Source organism: Qipengyuania sp. BR81-2 (assembly GCF_055693895.1).
This window is the reverse complement of sequence record NZ_CM146344.1, coordinates 1213706-1233770: the sequence shown is the minus strand read 5'-3', so window position 1 is coordinate 1233770 and position 20065 is coordinate 1213706. Positions and strand designations below refer to the sequence as shown.

25 protein-coding genes are annotated in these 20065 nt (G+C 64.1%); 12 read left to right on the top strand and 13 right to left on the bottom strand.

All coding sequences use genetic code 11. The features are described from left to right. Positions 1-4: 4 nt before the first annotated feature. Positions 5-1807, top strand: coding sequence for an AMP-dependent synthetase/ligase (locus ACZ1G8_RS06145; RefSeq protein WP_472681015.1), 1803 nt, complete (start codon positions 5-7; stop codon positions 1805-1807). A gap of 2 nt (positions 1808-1809) precedes the next feature. After that, entirely contained in the window at positions 1810-2199 is a 390-nt protein-coding gene (locus tag ACZ1G8_RS06140; RefSeq protein ID WP_472681014.1) for a cupin domain-containing protein, read from the top strand. Here ACZ1G8_RS06140 and ACZ1G8_RS06135 read toward each other — a convergent pair. The 5 genes from ACZ1G8_RS06135 to ACZ1G8_RS06115 form a co-directional block, all read right to left on the bottom strand. Further along, a complete protein-coding gene (locus ACZ1G8_RS06135; RefSeq protein WP_472681012.1) occupies positions 2196-2702 on the bottom strand; it encodes a hypothetical protein in 507 nt (168 codons plus the stop codon). The two genes, ACZ1G8_RS06140 and ACZ1G8_RS06135, sit on opposite strands and share 4 nt — an antisense overlap. Positions 2703-2741: 39 nt before the next feature. Continuing rightward, on the bottom strand, positions 2742-3269 hold the full coding sequence (locus ACZ1G8_RS06130; protein ID WP_221427264.1) for a hypothetical protein: 528 nt from the start codon (positions 3267-3269) through the stop codon (positions 2742-2744). 71 nt (positions 3270-3340) lie between these two features. Next, positions 3341-3634: a GNAT family N-acetyltransferase gene (locus ACZ1G8_RS06125; protein ID WP_472681011.1), complete on the bottom strand. Its 294-nt coding sequence runs from the start codon at positions 3632-3634 to the stop codon at positions 3341-3343. A 10-nt stretch (positions 3635-3644) separates the two neighbouring features. Further along, positions 3645-4625 (bottom strand): sulfur carrier protein ThiS, encoded by a 981-nt coding sequence (gene thiS / locus ACZ1G8_RS06120; protein WP_472681010.1) that lies wholly within the window; start codon positions 4623-4625, stop codon positions 3645-3647. A 12-nt stretch (positions 4626-4637) separates the two neighbouring features. After that, positions 4638-4946, bottom strand: coding sequence for a MerC domain-containing protein (locus ACZ1G8_RS06115; RefSeq protein WP_472681009.1), 309 nt, complete (start codon positions 4944-4946; stop codon positions 4638-4640). Between the two features lie 239 nt (positions 4947-5185). On the opposite strand from ACZ1G8_RS06115, the gene ACZ1G8_RS06110 reads away from it, so the two are divergent. The 4 genes from ACZ1G8_RS06110 to rpsI all read left to right on the top strand — a co-directional run bounded on the left by ACZ1G8_RS06110 (position 5186) and on the right by rpsI (position 8418). Continuing rightward, the gene (locus tag ACZ1G8_RS06110) at positions 5186-6208 is read left to right on the top strand and encodes a COX15/CtaA family protein (protein WP_472681007.1); all 1023 of its coding nucleotides are present in this window, start codon (positions 5186-5188) and stop codon (positions 6206-6208) included. After that, a complete protein-coding gene (gene cutA, locus ACZ1G8_RS06105; protein WP_472681005.1) occupies positions 6205-7236 on the top strand; it encodes a divalent-cation tolerance protein CutA in 1032 nt (343 codons plus the stop codon). Before ACZ1G8_RS06110 ends, cutA begins: the two co-directional genes overlap by 4 nt. 178 nt (positions 7237-7414) lie before the next feature. Next, positions 7415-7894, top strand: coding sequence for a 50S ribosomal protein L13 (gene rplM, locus ACZ1G8_RS06100; protein ID WP_221427271.1), 480 nt, complete (start codon positions 7415-7417; stop codon positions 7892-7894). Then, positions 7894-8418 (top strand): 30S ribosomal protein S9, encoded by a 525-nt coding sequence (gene rpsI, locus ACZ1G8_RS06095; protein WP_472681003.1) that lies wholly within the window; start codon positions 7894-7896, stop codon positions 8416-8418. The genes rplM and rpsI overlap by 1 nt, the downstream gene beginning before the upstream one ends. A 103-nt stretch (positions 8419-8521) precedes the next feature. Here the strand turns inward: rpsI and ACZ1G8_RS06090 are convergent, their stop codons facing one another. The 3 genes from ACZ1G8_RS06090 to ACZ1G8_RS06080 form a co-directional block, all read right to left on the bottom strand. Continuing rightward, positions 8522-8722, bottom strand: a complete 201-nt coding sequence (locus ACZ1G8_RS06090) for a hypothetical protein (protein ID WP_472681001.1) — start codon at positions 8720-8722, stop codon at positions 8522-8524. Between the two features lie 81 nt (positions 8723-8803). Next, complete coding sequence (locus ACZ1G8_RS06085) at positions 8804-9664, bottom strand: metallophosphoesterase family protein (RefSeq protein WP_472681000.1); 861 nt, start codon at positions 9662-9664, stop codon at positions 8804-8806. A gap of 39 nt (positions 9665-9703) precedes the next feature. Then, positions 9704-9970 carry a hypothetical protein gene (locus tag ACZ1G8_RS06080; protein ID WP_472680999.1) on the bottom strand — a complete coding sequence of 89 codons (267 nt, stop codon included), beginning with the start codon at positions 9968-9970 and terminating at the stop codon, positions 9704-9706. A 203-nt stretch (positions 9971-10173) separates the two neighbouring features. Here ACZ1G8_RS06080 and ACZ1G8_RS06075 point away from each other — a divergent pair, with 203 nt between their 5' ends. After that, a complete protein-coding gene (locus ACZ1G8_RS06075) occupies positions 10174-10464 on the top strand; it encodes a UrcA family protein (RefSeq protein ID WP_221550814.1) in 291 nt (96 codons plus the stop codon). A 301-nt stretch (positions 10465-10765) separates the two neighbouring features. Here ACZ1G8_RS06075 and ACZ1G8_RS06070 read toward each other — a convergent pair whose 3' ends face one another. The 3 genes from ACZ1G8_RS06070 to ACZ1G8_RS06060 all read right to left on the bottom strand — a co-directional run bounded on the left by ACZ1G8_RS06070 (position 10766) and on the right by ACZ1G8_RS06060 (position 14334). Further along, positions 10766-11503 carry a LytR/AlgR family response regulator transcription factor gene (locus ACZ1G8_RS06070; RefSeq protein ID WP_472680998.1) on the bottom strand — a complete coding sequence of 246 codons (738 nt, stop codon included), beginning with the start codon at positions 11501-11503 and terminating at the stop codon, positions 10766-10768. Further along, the gene (locus ACZ1G8_RS06065) at positions 11496-12737 is read right to left on the bottom strand and encodes a sensor histidine kinase (RefSeq protein WP_472680996.1); all 1242 of its coding nucleotides are present in this window, start codon (positions 12735-12737) and stop codon (positions 11496-11498) included. Before ACZ1G8_RS06065 ends, ACZ1G8_RS06070 begins: the two co-directional genes overlap by 8 nt. Positions 12738-12819: 82 nt before the next feature. Next, positions 12820-14334, bottom strand: coding sequence for a fumarate hydratase (locus tag ACZ1G8_RS06060; protein WP_472681206.1), 1515 nt, complete (start codon positions 14332-14334; stop codon positions 12820-12822). Positions 14335-14519: 185 nt separating this feature from the next. On the opposite strand from ACZ1G8_RS06060, the gene ACZ1G8_RS06055 reads away from it, so the two are divergent. The 3 genes from ACZ1G8_RS06055 (at position 14520) to ACZ1G8_RS06045 (ending at position 17203) form a co-directional block, all read left to right on the top strand. Beyond that, positions 14520-15116, top strand: coding sequence for a protein-L-isoaspartate O-methyltransferase family protein (locus ACZ1G8_RS06055; protein ID WP_472680994.1), 597 nt, complete (start codon positions 14520-14522; stop codon positions 15114-15116). 18 nt (positions 15117-15134) lie between these two features. Beyond that, positions 15135-16589: a TolC family outer membrane protein gene (locus ACZ1G8_RS06050; protein WP_472680992.1), complete on the top strand. Its 1455-nt coding sequence runs from the start codon at positions 15135-15137 to the stop codon at positions 16587-16589. 92 nt (positions 16590-16681) lie between these two features. Beyond that, complete coding sequence (locus ACZ1G8_RS06045) at positions 16682-17203, top strand: DUF2497 domain-containing protein (protein ID WP_472680991.1); 522 nt, start codon at positions 16682-16684, stop codon at positions 17201-17203. 28 nt (positions 17204-17231) lie between these two features. On the opposite strand, the gene ACZ1G8_RS06040 is transcribed toward ACZ1G8_RS06045, so the two are convergent. Next, positions 17232-18518 carry a hypothetical protein gene (locus ACZ1G8_RS06040; protein WP_472680990.1) on the bottom strand — a complete coding sequence of 429 codons (1287 nt, stop codon included), beginning with the start codon at positions 18516-18518 and terminating at the stop codon, positions 17232-17234. Here ACZ1G8_RS06040 and ACZ1G8_RS06035 point away from each other — a divergent pair. Continuing rightward, the gene (locus tag ACZ1G8_RS06035; RefSeq protein WP_472680989.1) at positions 18517-19353 is read left to right on the top strand and encodes a S9 family peptidase; all 837 of its coding nucleotides are present in this window, start codon (positions 18517-18519) and stop codon (positions 19351-19353) included. The genes ACZ1G8_RS06040 and ACZ1G8_RS06035 overlap by 2 nt on opposite strands. Continuing rightward, on the top strand, positions 19346-19723 hold the full coding sequence (locus ACZ1G8_RS06030; protein ID WP_472680988.1) for a (2Fe-2S) ferredoxin domain-containing protein: 378 nt from the start codon (positions 19346-19348) through the stop codon (positions 19721-19723). Before ACZ1G8_RS06035 ends, ACZ1G8_RS06030 begins: the two co-directional genes overlap by 8 nt. On the opposite strand, the gene ACZ1G8_RS06025 is transcribed toward ACZ1G8_RS06030, so the two are convergent. Next, a complete protein-coding gene (locus ACZ1G8_RS06025; protein WP_472680987.1) occupies positions 19720-20016 on the bottom strand; it encodes a hypothetical protein in 297 nt (98 codons plus the stop codon). The genes ACZ1G8_RS06030 and ACZ1G8_RS06025 overlap by 4 nt on opposite strands. Positions 20017-20065 lie beyond the last annotated feature (49 nt).

The window sequence follows — 20065 nt, the reverse complement described above, 5'->3', positions numbered from 1 at the left end:
GCCTGTGCTGTCGGATATCGATTCCGCCAACAATCTTGTCGAACTGTTCCTGAAGCGCGCCGATGCGCGCAGCGACAAGCCGTTCCTGGGCGCCAAGCGCGACGGCGAATGGCAGACGATCACATGGGGTGAAGCGGCCGAGCAGGTCTGCGTGCTCGCAGAGAGCCTCATCGCGCTCGGCCTGAAGCCCGGCGACCGCGTTTGCCTCGTGTCCGAGAACCGCCCCGAATGGTGCATCTCCGACCTCGCGATCATGGCGGCCGGCTGCATCACCGTGCCGACCTACATCACCAATACCGAGCGTGATCACGTCCACATCCTCGATAATTCGGGTGCGCGCGCGGTGATTGTATCGAACGAGAAGCTGCTCGGCCCGCTCCACGGCGCGCTGCAGGCCTCGGGCATTGCCGAACACGTCATCGGCATAGACGATCTCCATCGCCAGCAGTCAGGCAGCTTCGGCTATCACGACTGGGACGCGCTCACGACCGGTGATGCGGCATCGGCCCGCAAGGCAGTGGACGAACGCATCGCGCATATCGGGCGCGGCGACACGGCTTGCATCATCTACACGAGCGGCACCGGCGGTGCCCCGCGCGGCGTGATGCAGCACCACGGCGCGATCCTGTGCAATGTCGCGGGCGCGGCCGATATCCTGATCGAGGATTTCGGCATCCACGACGACGAGCGCTTCCTCTCCTTCCTGCCGGCGAGCCACGCCTACGAGCACACCGGCGGCCAGTTCCTGCCGATCGCGGTGGGCGCGCAGATCTATTATTCCGAAGGTCTCGAAAAGCTCGCCAGCAATATCGAGGAAACGAAGCCCACCATCATGGTCGTGGTGCCGCGCCTGTTCGAAGTGCTGCGCACGCGTATCATGAAGCAGGTCCAGAAGCAGGGCGGCCTCGCCGAAAAGCTGATGAACACCGCGCTCGAGGTCGGTGAGCGCCGCGCCGAGGGCCAGAAGAAGTTCGGCGACGGAATGAAGGACGCCGTGGTCGGTACCCTCCTCAAACCCAAGATCCGCCAGCGCTTCGGTGGAAGGATCAAGGCGATGGTCTCGGGCGGCGCGCCGCTCAACCCCGACGTCGGCATTTTCTTCGAATCGATGGGCCTCACCATGCTGCAGGGCTATGGCCAAACCGAGGCCGGCCCGGTCGTCGCCTGCAACCGCCCGAAGGCGGGCATCGCCATGCACTCGGTCGGTCCGGCCATGCGCGGGGTCGAGGTCAAGATCGCGGAGGACGGGGAAATCCTGTGCCGCGGCGAGCTGGTCATGCACGGCTATTGGCAGAACGAGGCTGAGACCGAGCGCACGATCAAGGACGGCTGGCTGCACACCGGAGACATCGGCCATCTCGACGAGAAAGAGCGGATCGTCATCACCGACCGCAAGAAGGACATGATCGTCAACGACAAGGGCGACAACATCGCCCCGCAGAAGGTCGAGGGCATGCTCACGCTGCAGCCCGAAATCGGCCAGGCGATGGTCGCGGGCGACAAGCGCCCCTACATCGTCGGACTGATCGTGCCCGACGCCGAATGGGCGCTCGATTGGGCCAAAGCGAACGGCAAGAAGTTCGATCTCAAGACCCTCAATGACGATCCCGAATTCCGCGCGGCCGTGCGCAAGGCGGTCGACCGGGTGAACAAGGATCTCTCGGTGATCGAGAAGGTCCGCCAATTCGCCTTCGCGGACGAGGGCTTCACCATCGAGAACGAGGAAATGACCCCCTCGATGAAAATCCGCCGCCACAAGATCAAGGAACGCTACGGCGACCGTCTCGACGGGCTTTACCGGAGCTGATTATGCGCAATTTGCTGACGATCGCCGCGCCCTTGGCCGCGGGGGCCACTCTTGCGGCCGGTGCGCATGCCAAGGACGCCGGGGAACCGCTGCCGTCGGCTCTCGAGGCCGGCTGGAATGGTGAACGGGTTTGCGAGCTGCGCCACCAGACCGACACGCACCGCGTCCTGCGCTGCACCTTCCCGCCGGGCGTGGGACATGAGCGCCACTACCACCCGGCGCATTACGGCTACGCACTGAGCGGAGGCACGATGCAGCTCACCAGCGAGAGCGGAACCCGCACGGCGACGCTAGAGACGGGCTCGGATTATTCGAGCGATGGTACGGAGTGGCACGAGGTCGTGAACGTGGGCGAGACCACGGTCACCTATCTGATCGTGGAAGAGCTTTAGGAAATGCGCTTGCGACAGATGGCCTCAATTTGACCGAGTTGGACGGCGAGATTTTGAACGCAAACTTCGAGCATCGCTAGAAAGCTACGCATATCCTCGGAAGAGTAGAACTTCGGAGGTTGATCTCTTCGCTCCCCGGACATGTACTCGGTCAACGAAACCTTCACACCATCTTGCTTGAATTCGAAAAGCCCATGCGCGAGTGCAGCGCGCTCCAACGAAAGTTCGTCCCACTCGACCAATCGCTGGATCGCGACCTTCTCGTGACCGCCAAAAGATTGGCATCTGAGCGCGGCGACGAGGGAACGACTTCGCGCTGCGGCCCCAGGGTGATTGTTCTCGGAATCTAGTTCGCCACCGGAATCACGGATGGCTTCAATGCAATCAGCGATCGCAACTTCGCCCCGTGAGAAATGATTCAAGCAATGACCGCGCCAGAAGTAGGCCAGATACTCTGGTCCAAGGTGTATGCTGGAAAGCCGAGTGGATTTTTTGACCGACATGCTCTGCGCAGCATAATTCGTCGACGCAATTTTTCTAGATTAAGCAGCCACTTCCTCGATGAACTCCGGATAGAAGCTCGGCGCGCGGTCGGACCAGCCCGGGGCGGTCGCGGCGGCTTCGCTCAGGCTCTGGAGGAGCATCTTGCGGCGTTCGGGGCGGATCTGCGGCAGGGCAGCGGCAGCGCAGAAGGCGCTTGGCAGCCACGGACGCGCTTCGGCACCGAGCAGGCGTTCGTAAAGGAATCGAAAGGCGGAGAAACACTCGATGCGCTCCTGCGCGAGGTCGAATGCGGCCACGCGGGTGATCTTGCCGATGAATTCCTCGATCGCATCGAAACCCGATTCGCTAGGGATCGAGCCCCGCAGTGCCTTGAGTTCCTGGTAGGCGACATACTGGCTGCGGATCGCGGCGGTCTCGCCCTGCGTGCGGCCCCAGATACGGAAGGCGTCACAACGGCTTAGCCCGATATCGAGGCTCCGGCGGATGTAGCGCTGTTCGGCTGCGGTGAAGCTGGCGAACTCGCGCATCTCGGCGATCGTCATCGAAGCGGCATTGGTAACGGCCATGAGTCGGCACTCCCTGTTTCAAGGGATACCCTGCATTGCGATGGTTAATTTTTGGTTTTGGGAGCCGCGAACTAGAGCTCGACGACGTCCTGCCAGTCCTCGTGGCGCTGGGCGAGCGCCTTGAAGAAGGGGCACAGCGGAATGATCGAAATGCCCTTCGCCCGCGCATCTTTTACCACATGCTCGGCAAGAGCCTGACCCACACCCTGCCCGCGCATGCTTTCGGGTACGCCGGTATGGTCGACGATGATCTTGGTCGGGTTCACGACCGAATAGGTGATCTCCGCAGGATCGCCACTGGCCGGACTGTAGACGTAGCGGCCCTTCGAACCTTTTTCTTCCAGTTCGATAGCAAGGTCGGTCATGGCGCTTCTCCTAGATCAGTCCGGCAAGGGGACTCGAAGGGTCGGCATATTTGCGCCGCCCCATGCGCCCGGCGAGATAGGCCTCGCGGCCCGCCTCGACTGCGAGCTTCATCGCGCGTGCCATGCGGATCGGGTCCTTGGCCTCTGCGATGGCGGTGTTCATCAGCACACCGTCGCAGCCGAGCTCCATTGCCACGGCAGCATCGCTAGCGGTACCGACACCCGCATCGACGAGTACGGGCACATTGGCACCCTCCACGATCAGGCGGATGGTGACCTGGTTCTGGATTCCGAGGCCCGAACCGATCGGCGCGCCCAGCGGCATGATGGCGACCGCGCCCGCTTCCTCGAGATGCTTGGCAGCAATCGGATCATCGACGCAGTAAACCATGGGATGGAAGCCTTCCTTGGCCAGCACCTCGGTCGCCTTCAGCGTCTCGCGCATGTCGGGATAGAGCGTCTTGGCCTCGCCCAGCACCTCGAGCTTCACGAGGTCCCAGCCGCCTGCCTCGCGTGCAAGGCGCAACGTGCGGATGGCATCGTCGGCGGTGAAGCAGCCCGCGGTGTTGGGCAGGTAGGTGACTTTCTTGGGATCGATATAGTCGGTGAGCATCGGCGCCTTGGGGTCACTGACGTTCACGCGGCGCACGGCAACGGTCACGATGTCCGCACCGCTCGCCTCGAGGGCTGCGGCGTTCTGCTCGAAATCCTTATACTTGCCGGTGCCGACGATGAGGCGACTCTTGAAGGTGCGCCCTGCAACGCTCCAAGTGTCGTCACTGCCGTCATCCTGCCCGCCGCCGACGAAATGGACGATCTCGAGCGTGTCGCCATCGGCGATGGTGTGGTCGGCAAGCTCGCTGCGCGGTGCGATCGTCCCGTTGTGCTCGACCGCCACCTTGGCAGGATCGAGATCGAGCTCGCGCACGAGGTCGGCGATGGTCTGGGCGGAGGTACGGCGGGTTTCGCCATTGACGGTCAGGCTGATCATAGCCCGCGTCACTTAGTCGCCGCAGCGCTCCTTGCAAGCGGCGGAGTGCACATGGCGCAGGTTGAGGATGTGACCGAGCGACACCAGCGCGACTCCGATGATGGTCAGGATCGCTTCCTTGTAGCCATGCGGGACGGCCAGCGCGCCGCCCATGAAAGTAAGACCGGTCATCGCGATCACGAAGGGTGCGGCCATCTTGTGGCGCAGCGCGCCCCAGCCGATGGCGACGGCCGCGACGAGCGTCGCGATCGCAAGGCCCCAGCGATGGATTTCAGGCGCGAAGAAGAATTCCCCGCCGATGCCGAGGCCCGACACCAGCACGATGCTGGCAAGGCAATGCAGCGCGCAAAGACCCGAAAGCCCGATACCGAAACGGTCGAGCCTCCGACGAGATCGGCAAGATGGCGCGTTGCAACATGTCACTGCAGATATGTGATAGTATCACCTGTTACAAGAGCCAGTTGCGATCCGGGACGCATTTTGTCGCTTGCTGTGGCCGGTATGCCGATTGAGCCATTTGCACTTGCGATTTTCGCGCCGGACAGCACATAGCGCACATCATGAACGAGACCGCCTCTCGCGCCCGCCCGCTGCTGCTGTCCAACTGGCTCCTTATTGTCGCCTTCAAGGTCGTCGTGATCGTGACGGTGGGTGGCATCACGCGCCTTACCGAAAGCGGGCTTTCGATCACTGAATGGAAGCCGATCCTGGGAGCCTTGCCGCCGCTGAACCAGGCCGACTGGGAAGCGGAGTTCGAACTCTACAAGAAGATCCCGGAGTATATCGAGATTAACGGGCCAGCTGGCATGGATCTCGAAGCGTTCAAGACGATCTACTGGTGGGAGTGGATCCACCGCCAGCTCGGTCGGTTGATCGGTCTTGCTCTGGCGGTCCCGCTCGCGATCTTCGCTGCGCGCAAGATCATCCCGCAGGGCTATTTCTGGCGCCTCCTCGCGCTGGTGGCGCTGGTCGGCCTTCAGGGCAGCTTCGGCTGGTGGATGGTGGCCTCGGGCCTCGAGTCGCGCACCGACGTGAGCCACTTCCGCCTTGCGATCCACCTGTGCACCGCATTGATCCTGCTCGGCGGCCTTATCTGGACCGCGCTCGACCTGCGCGCCCTGGCCAAGGGTCATGAGCGCCCGGCCCGGATGCTCGCCGTCGGCGGCTGGACCGGCGTGATCCTGTTCATCCAGCTGCTCCTCGGCGCCTGGGTTGCTGGCCTGAACGCAGGCCTCGCCTCGGATAGCTGGCCACTGATGCAGGGCCGCTTCATTCCCGAATACGATACGTCGAAGGGCATTTTCTGGGCCCTCACGCACGACCCCTTCCTGATCCACTGGATGCACCGCTGGTGGGCCTGGGTCGCGGTCGCTGCGCTCGTCATCATGGCCCGCAAGGTGAAGCCGGTGAACCGCAAGGCGTCGATTGCCATCCACTCGGCGTTCGGCATCCAGATCCTGCTCGGCATCGCGACGGTCATGACGGGTGTCGATTTCTATCTCGCCGTGCTGCACCAGCTGGTGGGCGCGCTGCTCGTGGCGGCGTACGCCTGGGGCGCCCACGCGATAGGCCACGAGGGATGACCGCGCTGATCTACTGCCCCTTTCCCGATCGGGAGACGGCAGAGAAGATCGGCGCGCAACTGCTCGACGAACAGCTGATCGGCTGCATCAATATCGGCGGTCCGATCCGTTCGCTCTTCGTCTGGGACGGGGAGAGAGGCGAAGGTGAGGAAGTCCCCGCACTGCTCAAGACAGATGCCTCGAAGTTGCATCAAGCTATTGATCGCATTGAACACTTGCACCCTTACGATACCCCCGCAATAGTAGGTTGGCCCTGCGAGGCGAGCGCCGGAACGAGCGCCTGGCTGGGACAATTGAACGGGGGAATTCGGGTGTCGCAAGCTAGTCGCAGGAATATTCTGAACGCCTTGGGGTGGTGCGCCGCACTGCCTGCGCTTTCCATTTCCATCCCGCTCTCCGCGAGCGAGCGTATGGTGAGCTTTCCTAAAGGCCCTCTGCGTCTGAGGCGTGAGCTGGAGCGCGGTCTCGGGGGCGGCGCAAGCCTACTCGTGACCCGTGAATGGGAATGCCGCTTCAGCACGCTCGAAAGCGGTGCGAAGATCGAGGCACGGCAACTCGCCGTCACGGTCGATGCCCCTCCCACGCTTGCTTCGCTGGCGGAGATAGAGCGCAAGCGTGAAGTCACCGGCCTCTTTCCACTGACGCTCGACAGCAATGGCGTGATCGTCGGCTGGCCTGAAGGCGATGCGAGCATCCAGCACGCCGTCGAGCGCGCGTCGCGGGTTATCGAGGAGCGTGCGAGGGAGCAGGCTGCATCGCAGGACGTAAGGCGCCAGCTTGCCGAGATCGGCCGGACGGCAGCCTCGCTGGTAAGCCAGGTCCCGCGCGACCTGTTCTTCCCGCAGGCGGGCAAGCGTAGCGAAAGCCGCGCACTCGACCTGCCCGGCGGCGCCGAAGGCAGCTACGAGGTTTCGGTCAGCGTGAGCGCCGAACCCGCCAACGGCCTGCTGAGGCAGAGCGAGCGCCGGATCGTCACCCGGATCGGCAACAGCGCAAGGGTGTCGCGGGAGACCTGGGCGATCGCTTGATACCCTGCCCGGAACCCTGTCGGTATTATTTTACCTCCGCTCTGATCCGCAGAATTGCTTGACGAATCGCATGCACACCGCCATTTGGCGCCCGCTTAGCGGCTCCTCGAGCAGGGGCCGCGCAATCGTTTAGCGCCACAAGCACGGCGCGATAACTCGAGCAAACGGACATCAAGCCATGAAGGCTCTCACGAAAGTGACCCAGTCGGCCAAGCCGGCAGAGGTCGAAAAGGACTGGCACATCATCGACGCGGAAAACCTCGTCGTCGGCCGTCTCGCGGCGATCATCGCCAACATCCTGCGCGGCAAGCACAAGCCGAGCTACACGCCGCATGTCGATTGCGGTGATCACGTCATCGTCATCAATGCCGACAAGGTGAAGTTCACCGGCAAGAAGATGGACGACAAGATCTATTACAAGCACACCGGCCACCCGGGCGGCATCAAGGAAACCACCCCTGCCAAGGTGCTGGGCGGTCGTTTCCCCGAGCGCGTCCTCGAAAAGGCCGTGCAGCGCATGATCCCGCGCGGCCCGCTTGGCCGTGCGCAGATGAAGGCGCTCCACCTCTACAACGGCACCGAGCATCCGCATGAGGGCCAGAAGCCCAAGACGCTCGACGTCGCTTCGATGAACCGCAAGAACAAGGCTGTTGCGTAATGGCTGACGAAACCAAGAACGAAACCGTCTCGGATCTCGCAGATCTGAAGGACATCGCTGGCGACGCACCTGAAGGTGATTCGGCAGAAATCGCTGCCAAGGCCGACGTTCCCCTGCGCGAGCAGGAGCTCGACGCCCAGGGCCGCGCCTATGCAACCGGTCGCCGTAAGGACGCCACCGCACGCGTGTGGCTCGTCCCCGGCAGCGGCAAGATCACCGTCAACGGCAAGGACCAGGAAGTGTACTTCGCACGTCCGACGCTGCGTCTCGTGATCGACCAGCCGTTCGCCATCACCGAGCGTCAGGGCCAGTACGACGTCGTCGCCACCGTTCGCGGCGGCGGTCTCTCGGGCCAGGCCGGTGCGGTCAAGCACGGCATCAGCCAAGCTCTCGCCAAGTACGAGCCGGCCCTGCGTTCGACGGTCAAGGCCGCCGGCTTCCTCACCCGCGACAGCCGCGTGGTCGAGCGTAAGAAGTACGGTCGCGCCAAGGCACGTCGTAGTTTCCAGTTCTCGAAGCGCTAAGTTTCGACACCGATCTTTACGATCACCGAGGAAGGGCGGTCCCACGAGGGGCCGCCCTTTTCGTTTGCGCCGAGTTGTCTTTCTCGCAGCGAACCCGAAAGGCTCAGCGCTGGAGCGTCATGATGCCCCATGCGAGGGCGGTGCCCGCGAAGAACAGCGGCCAGCTCCACCACATTTCGTATTGATAGATTTCCTGTCGGAAGATCGCGAGGTACCCTCCGCGCGAGCCCTGGCTGCCCACCACGAGCGCCACCACATATGTCAGGATCGAGCCCAGCGGCACGGCCTTGAACAGTTCGATCACCGGCTTTCCCCCATGGCTCCGGTCAGTGTGGCTCAGGGTGAACCTCGCGTCTCCGGGTTTCGAAACCGATGACGGCGGTGGTTAATGCACCGGAGGATCGACCCGCGGAATCTGGCGAACGGGCGCAACCGGGTCTTCCGGATCGCGGGGCGGGAGCGCGTTCTCGGGGACGTCGTCGATCTGCATGTCCGCAGTCTCGACATGCTGCAGGTTACGCACCGCGACGGTCAGGCGGCTGCCGTCCCATTCGATTTCGTTGAAGCTGCACGGTGTCGAACGGGTACGCTGCGACAGCGTGCCAGCACCGATCATGCGGACCGGCCCCTCGCTCGTATCCTCCATGATGTCGAAGGCGTCATGGACGTGCCCCGAAAGCACCGCCTCGACCGGGCGGCGGGCGAGCGCACGCAGCGCCTTCTCCCCGTTCTTGGTCAGCGCGGTTCCCTGCGTCCCCACTTCACGCAAGGGGTGGTGGACCGCGACGAGGGCGCGTTGTCCCTCGGGCATGGCATCGATCGCTGCGAGGCATTTCTCCAGCGCGGCATCGGTAACCCAGCCCTTCGACCAATTGAGCCGCGGCTGCGCGCGGACGGCCGTCTTGAGAGGAATGATCGCCAGATTACCGAGGTCGAGCTCTTTCTCGACCTTGTCCTTCATGCCGTTGAACCGGCGATAGGGATCAAGAAAGCGCTCGATCGGATTGAAGTATGGCATGTCGTGATTGCCCACTTCGACCGTCACCGGTGCATCGAGCGAATTGATCCACTCGGTAGCTGCGGCGAATTCGCGGTGCCGCGCGCGCATGGTGAGGTCGCCCGTGATGGCGACGGCATCTGGCCGTTTCTCGGCGATTTCCTGCTTCACCCAGTCGAGCGCCCGATTGTTTTCGAGGCCGAAATGGACGTCCGATAGATGGAAGATGCGACGCGCGTCAGTAGCCATGGGCGCGCGCTAGCAGATTGGCACGGCGGCGCGCCAGCCTCAGATTCGCCCGGAAAGGATTAGCCAGGCGGTCGCGAGGTTGAGCGCGCTGTAGATACCATAGGCGACGGCTGCGCCGGCCCAGCCCTGCGCTGTGAGCAGCATCGCCACGACGAGCACGACGAATTCGAAACCCAGCGAGAAGCGCCCGCCGCTGCGCTTGTAGAAGCCCGGCAGCGCATCGAGCATCGGGTGGCGACTCTCCAGCACGGCCTTCTGCATGGCGAAATTCGCGGTTCCGAGGATGAAGAGCAGGAAAATCAGCATCCCTCCAAAGATAGGTGTGCCGTTCGCCGATTGCCAATCGCACTTCGTCGGTACTTCTCGACCATCGGTCCAGAATGCGTTCCCGCCCGTCGATAGCTGCGTGCAATTACAGTTGTAGCTGCGCAATACAGGTTGTGCGGCGGGTCCGGTAAGACAGTCCCCCAGTAAAGTTAGGGCCCGCCGCAGACCCGGAGGAAAAACCCATGAAGAAGACCCTCACAGCTCTCGCAATTGCCGCTTTTGCACTCCCTGCCAGCGCGCAGACCGCTTCGTTCGAAGTCGAATATCGCGACCTCGACCTTGCCAGCGCGCACGGCCAGAAAACCCTCGAAGAGCGCATCGACGTCGCGGCCCGCAAGGCCTGCCGTTACAGCCGCCACGAGACCGGCTCCCGCATGCGCAGCGCAGATACGCGCCGCTGCTACCTCGAGGCAAAGGCCTCGGCGTCCAAGAAATTCGCAGCTGTCAAAGAGCAGCGCGCGAACGGCGGCTGATCAACCCCCAGCCCGCTACAACCTGCGCCCCGGCCGGATTGCAGTCCCCCGGCCGGGGCGCTTTTATGTTTGGATTCCCTCAAACGCCGGGCGCGACGCGTCCGCGTCCCTGGGCTTCGCCGCATTGGCGGCGGCGCGCGGTCGCGCTTTGACTGCCGTGACCAAGAACAGTTCGATTAATCTGGCGGTGGCCCGGTCCGCGAACAGCGGACCGCAAGGGCGACCGCCCGCAGCGGGTGCAGCTTGCTGCATGTCAAGCGAGGACGAACCGACGGAGGTCGGCTCGAAAAAGCAAGGAAACTTACCGTCCCGCCATCGCCTTTACCTTGGGAAGGTAGGTCCGGCCGATGCGCAGCGCTTCGCCGTCTTCCATTTCCACCGACCACACGCCCAGGCCATCGTGGCGCAGGCCCTTGATGCGGTCCTTCCTGAGGATGGTCGAGCGGTGGATGCGAATGAACTTGGCCGGGTCGAGCCGCTTTTCGAGACCGGCGATGGTCTGCAGCAGCAGGTAGGATCGGTCCTCGACATGGAGGCGGACATAGTCGCGCTCAGCATCGATGCGCGAAACTTCCTCGGTGTCGATCCGGATCAGCTCGCTGCGATGCGGGATCCACAGCTCCTCGAGCCACTTGCTCTCCTCGCGGTCGCCATCGCCGCGGCGGGCCAGCGCACGCTGGATCGCGCGTTCGAGGCGTTCCGGCTTCACCGGCTTCAGGACATAATCGACCGCGTCGAGATCGAAGGCCTCGACCGCGTAATTGTCATGTGCGGTCACGAAGACGACCGCGGGGCGCTGCTCCTGCTTGGCGAGCGTCTTGGCAACCGAAAGACCGTCGACTTCGGGCATGGTCATGTCGAGCAGGATGAGGTCGGGCGTGAGCGCCTCGACCAGCCGCAGGGCCTGTGCCCCGTCGCTCGCAGTGCCGACCACGTTGAGGGCATCCATCTTGCTGCAAATCACCTGCATGCGTTCGACCGCCAGCGGTTCGTCGTCGACGATCAGCGTGCGCAGCTTGTCTTCGGTTTCCTCAGCCATGCTTCACCATGGGTAGCCTCAATTCGGTTTCATAGCCATCGATCGACTGGCCGGAAGAAATCGTCGCCTCCTGGCCGAAGCGCGCTTCGAGCCGGTCGCGTACATTGGCGAGGCCGATGCCGAAACCGCCCGAGTGGCCGGTCGGAACGCCGGGGCCATTGTCGCTGACGCGGATCACCAGGCGGCCGTATTCCTCCCGTGCGACGATGCTGATCGTCACAGGCTGCGCGCTCGCCGACACACCGTATTTGACCGAGTTCTCGACCAGCGGCTGAAGGATCATGCCCGGGACCTTGAGCTGGGCGAGCTCGCTCGGCAGGTCGACGCGCACCTTGAGGCGGTCGGGGAAACGCACCGATTCGATCTCGAGATAGTGCTCCTGAAGGTCGATCTCGTCCTCGAGGCTGACATCGCCGGTCGAATCGTCGGCCAGAGAATGGCGGTAGAAGCGCGAGAGCGACTGGATCATTTCCTCAGCACGGTCGGCCTTGCCGGTCATTACCAGCGAGGACAGCGAATTGAGCGTGTTGAAGAGGAAATGCGGGTTCACCTGGTACCGCAGGCTCCGCAGCTCGGCCGCCTTGGCAGCGGTGCGGAAGCGTTCGCCGCGCCGTTCGGCGGCGCGCGCACGCGCACCGGCGACGATCGCGAGGTACAGCGCTGCCCATGCGAGCAGCAGGAAGTAGCGGCTGAGGGCAAGATCGGTCAGGCGGCGCCAGTAGTCAGCTGCCGTTGGCGCAGGTTCGATCACGATGGACGCGGGACCCGGTGACGAGGGATCGCCGGCATCGCGCCGCGAGCCACCCTCGGCGCCCTGCCCCGGGATATCGAGCAGCAGGTTGCCCGATTCGTCGCGGCGGATGGTGAGGCCGCGCTGTTCGCCGATCTTCTGGCGGACCTCGTCCTCGATCGGCGCGAAGATCATCGTGTTGATCTGCGCAATCGCGAGCGATGCGGGCACTGCCGCAACGATGGCGACACCAACCTTGAAGGCGAGGCTGCGCGCATCGAAGAGGCGGAGGAACATCCACAGCAGGACGGTAATCCCTCCACCTGCGAGGCACACGACGGCGCGCCTCCACAGCAGCTCGTTCTGCATTTCGAGCCCGACCACGGCGCCGCGCGCGGTGATCAGCAGGAAGTAGGCAATCCACAGGCCGACGATGGACAAGGCGATGACCTTGACCGGCGCACGCGCCTCGGTGCGATTAATCTGGGGTTCAGCGTCCGACACGGTCTCTAAATGGCGTTTTGACGGGGCGAAGGCCAGCGCCGCCGTCGAATACGCATTGCCGTTTGTCGAGCAGGAACGCCCCTTAGGCGGTCTCGACCTCGCCTTTCGCGATCTTCTCGCGCCAGCGCGCCGGGGCGAGCGTGTGGACATTGTTGCCTGCCGCATCGACCGCGACTGTCACCGGCATGTCCTGCACCTCGAACTCGTAAATCGCTTCCATGCCGAGATCCTCGAAAGCGACGACCTCAGCGCCCTTGATCGCGCGACTGACGAGATAGGCGGCGCCGCCGGTGGCCATGAGATAGGCGACCTTGAAGCGGCTGATCACCTCGACCGCATCGTGACCGCGCTCCGCCTTGCCGATCATGGCAAGCAGGCCGAGGTCGAGCATCATCTCGGTGAACTTGTCCATGCGGGTGGCCGTGGTCGGGCCAGCCGGTCCGACAACTTCGCCCATAACCGGATCGACCGGGCCGACATAATAGATCGCGCGGCCCTTGAACTCGACCGGCAGCTCCTCGTCCTTCTCGAGCATGTCGTGGATGCGCTTGTGCGCCGCATCGCGTCCGGTAAGCATCTTGCCCGAGAGCAGCAGGCGATCGCCATGCTCCCAGCTCGCCACTTCCTCGGGCGTGAGATTGTTGAGATCGACGCGCTTGGCCGCCGCATCCGGCTGCCAGGTCACATCCGGGTACTCGTCGATATTCGGCGGATCGAGATAAGCGGGGCCCGAGCCGTCGAGCGTGAAATGCGCGTGGCGCGTGGCGGCGCAGTTCGGGATCATCGCGACAGGCTTGCCCGCCGCGTGGCAGGGCGCATCGAGGATCTTCACGTCGAGCACGGTCGAAAGGCCGCCGAGGCCCTGCGCGCCGATACCCTGCGCGTTGACGGCATCGAAAATGTCGATCCGCAGCTGCTCGATATCGTTCTGCGCGCCGCGCTGTTTCAGTTGGCCCATATCGATCGGGTCCATCAGCGATAGCTTGGCGAGCTTCATGCAATGCTCTGCCGTGCCGCCGATGCCGATGCCGAGCATGCCCGGCGGACACCAGCCCGCACCCATCGAGGGCAGCTGTTCGACGACCCAGTTCACGATGTTGTCGCTGGGGTTCATCATCTTGAACTTCGACTTGTTCTCGCTGCCGCCGCCCTTGGCCGCGACATCGACAGAGATCGTATCGCCCGCCACCATCTCGACCGAGAGGACACTGGGCGTGTTGTCGCGCGTATTGCGGCGGGTGAAGGCGGGATCGGCGAGGATCGAGGCGCGCAGCTTGTTGTCGGGATGGTTGTAAGCCTGGCGCACGCCCTCATCGACCACTTCCTGCAAGCTGCGGGTCGTGTCGAGGCGGCAGTTCATGCCCCACTTGACGAAGACGTTGACGATGCCGGTGTCCTGGCAGATCGGGCGGTGGCCCTCGGCGCACATGCGGCTGTTGGTGAGGATCTGCGCGATCGCGTCCTTGGCCGCCGGACCCTGCTCGGCCTCATAGGCTTCACCCAGCGCCCGGATATAATCCATCGGATGATAGTAGGAGATGTACTGGAGTGCGTCTTTCACGCTCTCGATTAGGTCTTCTTCCTTGATTACCACCATGCCGTTCATCGCTGCGCGTTCCCATGTTGCAGAATTGCGCTCCCCGATAGGCGCGTTTGCGGCCATCGGTCAAAGCGCTTGGAAGCAAAGGGTCTTGCGCCTAAGGCAACGCCCAGTGACAGACCCTATCGAGGACAGGGCTTGCCAAGCCGTGTTATCGATGTAATACAGCCCCTCGGATACTTATGACCACTACGACCAAGACCCGCCCCGACTACGCCGCCGCCCGCAAGGCGATGATCGACAGCCAGCTGCGCACCAGCGGCGTGAACGAGCCCTTCGTGCTCGAGCGCATGGGCAGTGTCGCGCGTGAGGATCACGTGCCCGAGAACGCCAAGGGCACCGCCTATATGGACCGCGCGATCCGGCTCGTGGACGGGGGCTTCCTGCCCGCTCCGCTGTTCCACGGCGCGATGCTGGCCGAGGCGAGCCCGAAGAGCGACGACAAGGTCCTCGTGGTCGATGGCGGCAGCGGTTACCTGACCGCGCTGGTCGAACCGCTGGTGGCATCGGTCAAGACGATCACCCCGGCAGAGGCGCTGAAAGCCAAGAAGGGCGACTACACGCTCGTCCTCGTCGACGGCGCGATCGAACATGTTCCGGCCAATATGGCCAAGCTGGTCGCCGAAGGCGGCCGCATCGTCACCGGCCTGGTCGAGCGCGGCGTCACCCGTCTCGCCACTGGCCGCAAGGCAGGCAAGGCGCTGGCACTTCTGCCGCTTGCCGAAATGGGCGTGCCGCGCATGGGCGCTTTCGACAAACCGGCCAGCTGGAGTTTCTGAATGCAGACGGGAGGGGTCATGAAAAAGCTGGCAGTTTCGGGAAGCGTGGTCGCGCTCGCCCTGTCGACGACTCCTGCCCATGCGGACACGCTGCAGGAAGCGCTGACCGATGCCTATGTGAACAACCCGACGCTGGAGGCCGCCCGTGCCAACCAGCGCGCTACCGACGAGGGCGTGCAGATCCAGCGCGCGCAGGGTCTCCCGTCGATCACAGCCAGCGGCAACTACATCGAGTTCATCAAGAACTCGCCCAATAGCTTTACTGCGCCCGATCGCCGGCTGCAGGTCGGCCCCGATCTCACCGTGCCGGTCTATTCCGGCGGCGCCGTGCGCAATGGCATCAAGGCAGCGCGCGAGCGGGTCGATGCCGGACGCGCAGACCTGCGTGCGACCGAGAGCGCGATCTTCAGCCAGGTCGTTGCCGCCTATATGGATGTGCTGCGCGGACAGGCGCTGGTGGCCCTGTCGGCAAACCAGGTCGACGTGCTGACGGTCAATCTCGAGGCCACCGGCGACCGCTTCGAGATCGGCGACCTGACGCGCACCGATGTCGCGCAATCGCAGTCGCGCCTCGCCGTGGCGCAGAGCGACCTGCGGAGCGCACAGGCAACCCTGATCCAGGCCCGCGAGACCTATATCGCGCTGGTGGGCGATGCGCCGCAGGACCTGCAGGCGCCCCCGCCGCTGCCCGGCCTTCCCGATAGTGCCATCGAGGCGGTCGATGTCGCGCTCGAGAACAATCCCGACCTGATCGCTGCAAAGGAGCGCGCGCAGGCCGCGGGTTACGATAGCGAAGTGGCCGGAGCCGGCCGTCTGCCGACGCTCTCGCTGTTCGCCGGCGCGGATTACACCAATTACTTCGACACGCTTGCCGGTGGTGCAGGCGGGATCGCCCAGAACGAGACCACCGCCAATGCCGGCGTGCAGGTCAGCATCCCGATCTTCCAGGGCGGCCTTCCGGCTGCGCGCCAGCGCCAGGCGATGGCCCGCGAATCGGCGGCGCTCGAACAGGTGATCGCGACCGAGCGTGACGTGATCGCGCAGACCCGCGCATCCTATTCGAGCTGGCAGGCAAGCCTTGCCATTATCGAAAGCTCGCAGGCAGCCGTCGATGCAGCCACGCTGAGCCTCGAGGGCGTGCGCGCCGAGAACTCGATCGGCAACCGCACCATTCTCGATGTGCTCAACGCCGAACAGGAACTGCTTTCCGCACGCGTTCAGCTCGTGACCGCACGCCGCAACGCCTATGTCGCCGGCTTCTCGCTGCTCGCAGCCATGGGCCGCGCCGAAGCACGCGACCTCGGCCTCGGCGACGAGGGTGTGCTCTACGACCCGATCGACAATTACGAGCGCGTTGGCGGAAGCATCTGGGACTGGGGCCGCGACCCCGAGCCGACAGCCAAATCGACCCGTACGGTCGACATCCCTCCCGCCACCTCGGATGTTGCCGAGGTGCAGGGTCCGCAGGATTGACCACGCGCTGGATTGAAGACGGGGCCGATTGGCCTTAGCACTGGAATCCTTCCCGATTCGGGATCGGACTTGAGGCAAGGGCAGGGCGCAAGATGCAGAACAACGGCGAACCGTCGGTCGAAGAAATCCTCGACTCGATCAAGAAGGTGATCGCGCGCGACAGCGGCGAGACGCCTGCCGCCGCATTCGGCCGTCGCCGCGGCCTCGTAGCCGGAAGCACCGAGCCTGCCGATGCCGAAGAAGCCGAGGAAGTGCTCGAACTGGGCGCGGAGCTAGGCGAGGAACTCATCCTCGATGAAGACGCGCTGGACGACGATGCCGCGATCAACGCCCGTTTCGGCGACGAGTCGGGCGAAGACGAGGAAAGCCTCGACGAAAGCCTGATCGCCGACGCGACGCGCAGCGCGATGCAGCAGAACTTTGCGGCGCTCAGCATGCTCGCAAAGCCCGGCAAGCAGCCGCAGATCGTGCGTTCGGGCGAAACCTCGCTCGAAGGCCTCGTTCGCCAGATGCTGCGCCCGATGCTCGCCCAGTGGCTCGACGACAACCTGCCCTCGATGGTCGAGGAACTGGTCAAGGCCGAGATCGCGCGCATCGCCGGCAAGAAGCGCTGATTCCCCTTACGCAAGGCTGCATAGCGCGCTAGACCGCGCAGCCATGACTGCAATCAAACGGGCCGCATTCCCGCTCGCCAGCGCTATCGCGCTCATCGCCACTCCTCTCGCCGCGCAGGCCGATGCCTCGCCTATGCAGGCGAAGGACCTCGTCACCATGCCGCGCCTCGGCAGCCCGACGGTTTCGCCCGACGGTACGATGGCGGTCTATTCGGTGACGACCACCGATAGCGAGACTTTTGAGCGGTCGGGCCAGCTCTACCTGCGTTCGATCGCCGACGAGGACACAGCACCGATTGCCCTCGACCTCCAGGCCGCCTCGGCACGCTTTGCTGGCGATGGCTGGCTCTATTACCTCGCGGCGGGCGAGGGGAGCGACGCCACGCAGGTCTGGCGCACGCGCCTCGCTGCCGACGGCTCCATGTCCGGCACCGCGCAGGTCAGCGACATCGCCCGCGGCGTGCATGGTTACAGCGTTGCGGACAATGGCGCGAAGATTGCGATCTGGACCGATATCGCACGCAGCTGCACCGTTCTCTCTTGTGACGACAGCGCGCAGGCCCACCTTCCGGGCCCCGGCGACGGGCGCCTCTACCAAGGCGATGGCGGCTTCTTCCGCCACTGGGACAGCTGGGAAACCCCCGGCATCTACACCCGCGTGTTCGCTGCCGATCTGACCGACGGCGTGGCGGGCGAATTTACGCCTGCCGATGGACCGCTCGGCGCGGGCGGGCCGCAGGGCGACACGCCGACCAAGCCGTTCGGCGGCGGCGAGGACGTGGCTTGGGCTCCTGACGGTTCGGGCCTCTACTTCGTCGCGCGCGAGGGCGGGGCGAGCGAGCCCTATTCCACCAATCTCGACATCTGGTGGTCGGACCTCTCGGGGAATGCGCCCACCAATCTCACGGCCGCCAACGAAGCCCTCGACGGCTTGCCCACGCCTTCGCCCGACGGCCGGCACCTCGCCTATGTCGCGATGTCTCGCCCCGGTTACGAAAGCGACCGTCAGGTCATCATGCTGCGCGATCTCGAATCCGGCGAAACGCGCGCGCTGACGCAGGATTTCGACCGCAGCTTCTACACGCTCGCATGGACGCCCGACTCGCGCTGGATCGTGGCGACCGCACAGGACGTGCTCGATACTCCTGCCTTCCGGATCGATCCGCGCAGCGGCGCGGTCGAACGCCTCGACCTGATGGCGGGCAATGAAGCGCATATCGGCAATGTCACCCCGCTCGCCGGCGGCGACCTCCTCTTCACGCGCGATCTCGATCGGCGCACCTTCGGAAATGTTCCTTTCGAAGGACTGGGGCATGGCCGAACCCCTCACGCAGGTCGCCACCCCGACGATCGGCAAGTTCGCGCCCGTGGTGGTCGAACGTTTCAGCTTCGCCGGCGCCAACGGCGAAACCGTCTGGGGCCAGATCACCAAGCTCGAGGGGCACGAGGGCAAGATGCCTGCGATCCTCTACGTCCACGGCGGACCGCAAGGCTCTTTCAACGACGGCTGGTCGAGCCGCTGGAACCCGCGTGTCGTCGCGAGCCAGGGCTATGCAGTGATCTCGGTCGATTTCCACGGCTCCACCGGATACGGGCAGGAGTTCACCGACAGCATCAACGGCGACTGGGGCGGCAAGCCGCTCGAGGACCTCAAGCTAGGCCTCGCCGCAGCAATCGAACGAGACACCCAGATCGACGGCAGCCGCGCCTGCGCCATGGGTGCGAGCTACGGCGGCTACATGATGAACTGGATTGCCGGGAACTGGCCCGATCGCTTCGATTGCCTCGTCCAGCACGACGGCCTCTTCGACATGCGCAGCTTCTACTACACGACCGAGGAACTGTGGTTTCCCAAGTGGGACTTCGGCGGCAGCTACACCGAGAACAGCGAGCTCTACGAGCGCTGGAATCCGGTGAACCACGTCGACAAATGGCAGACGCCGATGCTCGTGATCGCCGGCGAGAAGGATTATCGCGTGCCCTACACGCAGGGTCTCGCCAGCTTCACCGCACTCCAGGAGCGCGGCATCGAAAGTCAGCTGCTTGTCTTCCCGAACGAAAACCACTGGGTGCTCGGCGCGAAGAACTCGCTGCAATGGCACAACACGGTCTTCAACTGGCTCGATCGCTGGCTGAAGCCCGGTGAGTAAGAAGGGCAGCCTCGAAAAGGCGCAAAAAGCACTCGGCAAGATCGGCGGCGAGACGGCCGAGCGGCAGATCTTCCTGTGCGCGGTGAGCGAGAAACAGAAGTGCTGCTCGCGCGATGACGGGAAGGCGGCCTGGAACTACCTTAAGAAGCGGCTGAAGGAGTTGAAGCTCGTCGGTCGCGGGGGAACCGTACAGCGGACCAAGGCGGATTGCCTTCAGATCTGCGCGCACGGGCCCATCGCCGTCGTCTGGCCGGACAACGTCTGGTACCATTCGTGTGACGAGGAAGTGCTCGAGGCGATCATCCAGCACCACCTGATCGGCGGCGTTCCGGTCGAAGAATACCGCCTGCAGAGCGGCGAGCCGGCTTAATTATCGGGATCGTTGTCGGGCAGGGTGTTATCGACCGACTCGTCATGGCCCGTTCCCGATGACAGGAACACCAGGCCCATCAGCGCGCCTGCCAGCAGCATCACGAAGCCCACGCCGAGCGCGGTCGCGATGTAGAAGTGCACCGAGACCTCGCCGCCGAACTTGTAGAGCAGGGCCATCGCGATCGCGACAAGGCCGATCGTGAACAGCAGCAGGGAGCGCATGATGCGCCGATAGCGGGCCCATGCGAATGCAGCTGCTTCGGGATCGTCGAGCGGTGAATTGCCAGTCATCGGCGGCCCACATGGACGTCAACGGCCCGCGTTTCAACGCCTTCGGGGC

What these genes read in the sequence shown, in the direction of transcription:
- ACZ1G8_RS06140 (WP_472681014.1), top strand. Translation starts at nt 1,810, where the DNA reads ATGCGCAATTTGCTGACGATCGCCGCGCCCTTGGCCGCGGGGGCCACT.
- ACZ1G8_RS06135 (WP_472681012.1), bottom strand. Translation starts at nt 2,702, where the DNA reads ATGTCGGTCAAAAAATCCACTCGGCTTTCCAGCATACACCTTGGACCA.
- ACZ1G8_RS06130 (WP_221427264.1), bottom strand. Translation starts at nt 3,269, where the DNA reads ATGGCCGTTACCAATGCCGCTTCGATGACGATCGCCGAGATGCGCGAG.
- ACZ1G8_RS06125 (WP_472681011.1), bottom strand. Translation starts at nt 3,634, where the DNA reads ATGACCGACCTTGCTATCGAACTGGAAGAAAAAGGTTCGAAGGGCCGC.
- thiS (WP_472681010.1), bottom strand. Translation starts at nt 4,625, where the DNA reads ATGATCAGCCTGACCGTCAATGGCGAAACCCGCCGTACCTCCGCCCAG.
- ACZ1G8_RS06110 (WP_472681007.1), top strand. Translation starts at nt 5,186, where the DNA reads ATGAACGAGACCGCCTCTCGCGCCCGCCCGCTGCTGCTGTCCAACTGG.
- cutA (WP_472681005.1), top strand. Translation starts at nt 6,205, where the DNA reads ATGACCGCGCTGATCTACTGCCCCTTTCCCGATCGGGAGACGGCAGAG.
- rplM (WP_221427271.1), top strand. Translation starts at nt 7,415, where the DNA reads ATGAAGGCTCTCACGAAAGTGACCCAGTCGGCCAAGCCGGCAGAGGTC.
- rpsI (WP_472681003.1), top strand. Translation starts at nt 7,894, where the DNA reads ATGGCTGACGAAACCAAGAACGAAACCGTCTCGGATCTCGCAGATCTG.
- ACZ1G8_RS06085 (WP_472681000.1), bottom strand. Translation starts at nt 9,664, where the DNA reads ATGGCTACTGACGCGCGTCGCATCTTCCATCTATCGGACGTCCATTTC.
- ACZ1G8_RS06080 (WP_472680999.1), bottom strand. Translation starts at nt 9,970, where the DNA reads ATGCTGATTTTCCTGCTCTTCATCCTCGGAACCGCGAATTTCGCCATG.
- ACZ1G8_RS06075 (WP_221550814.1), top strand. Translation starts at nt 10,174, where the DNA reads ATGAAGAAGACCCTCACAGCTCTCGCAATTGCCGCTTTTGCACTCCCT.
- ACZ1G8_RS06070 (WP_472680998.1), bottom strand. Translation starts at nt 11,503, where the DNA reads ATGGCTGAGGAAACCGAAGACAAGCTGCGCACGCTGATCGTCGACGAC.
- ACZ1G8_RS06060 (WP_472681206.1), bottom strand. Translation starts at nt 14,334, where the DNA reads ATGGTGGTAATCAAGGAAGAAGACCTAATCGAGAGCGTGAAAGACGCA.
- ACZ1G8_RS06055 (WP_472680994.1), top strand. Translation starts at nt 14,520, where the DNA reads ATGACCACTACGACCAAGACCCGCCCCGACTACGCCGCCGCCCGCAAG.
- ACZ1G8_RS06050 (WP_472680992.1), top strand. Translation starts at nt 15,135, where the DNA reads ATGAAAAAGCTGGCAGTTTCGGGAAGCGTGGTCGCGCTCGCCCTGTCG.
- ACZ1G8_RS06045 (WP_472680991.1), top strand. Translation starts at nt 16,682, where the DNA reads ATGCAGAACAACGGCGAACCGTCGGTCGAAGAAATCCTCGACTCGATC.
- ACZ1G8_RS06035 (WP_472680989.1), top strand. Translation starts at nt 18,517, where the DNA reads ATGGCCGAACCCCTCACGCAGGTCGCCACCCCGACGATCGGCAAGTTC.
- ACZ1G8_RS06040 (WP_472680990.1), bottom strand. Translation starts at nt 18,518, where the DNA reads ATGCCCCAGTCCTTCGAAAGGAACATTTCCGAAGGTGCGCCGATCGAG.
- ACZ1G8_RS06025 (WP_472680987.1), bottom strand. Translation starts at nt 20,016, where the DNA reads ATGACTGGCAATTCACCGCTCGACGATCCCGAAGCAGCTGCATTCGCA.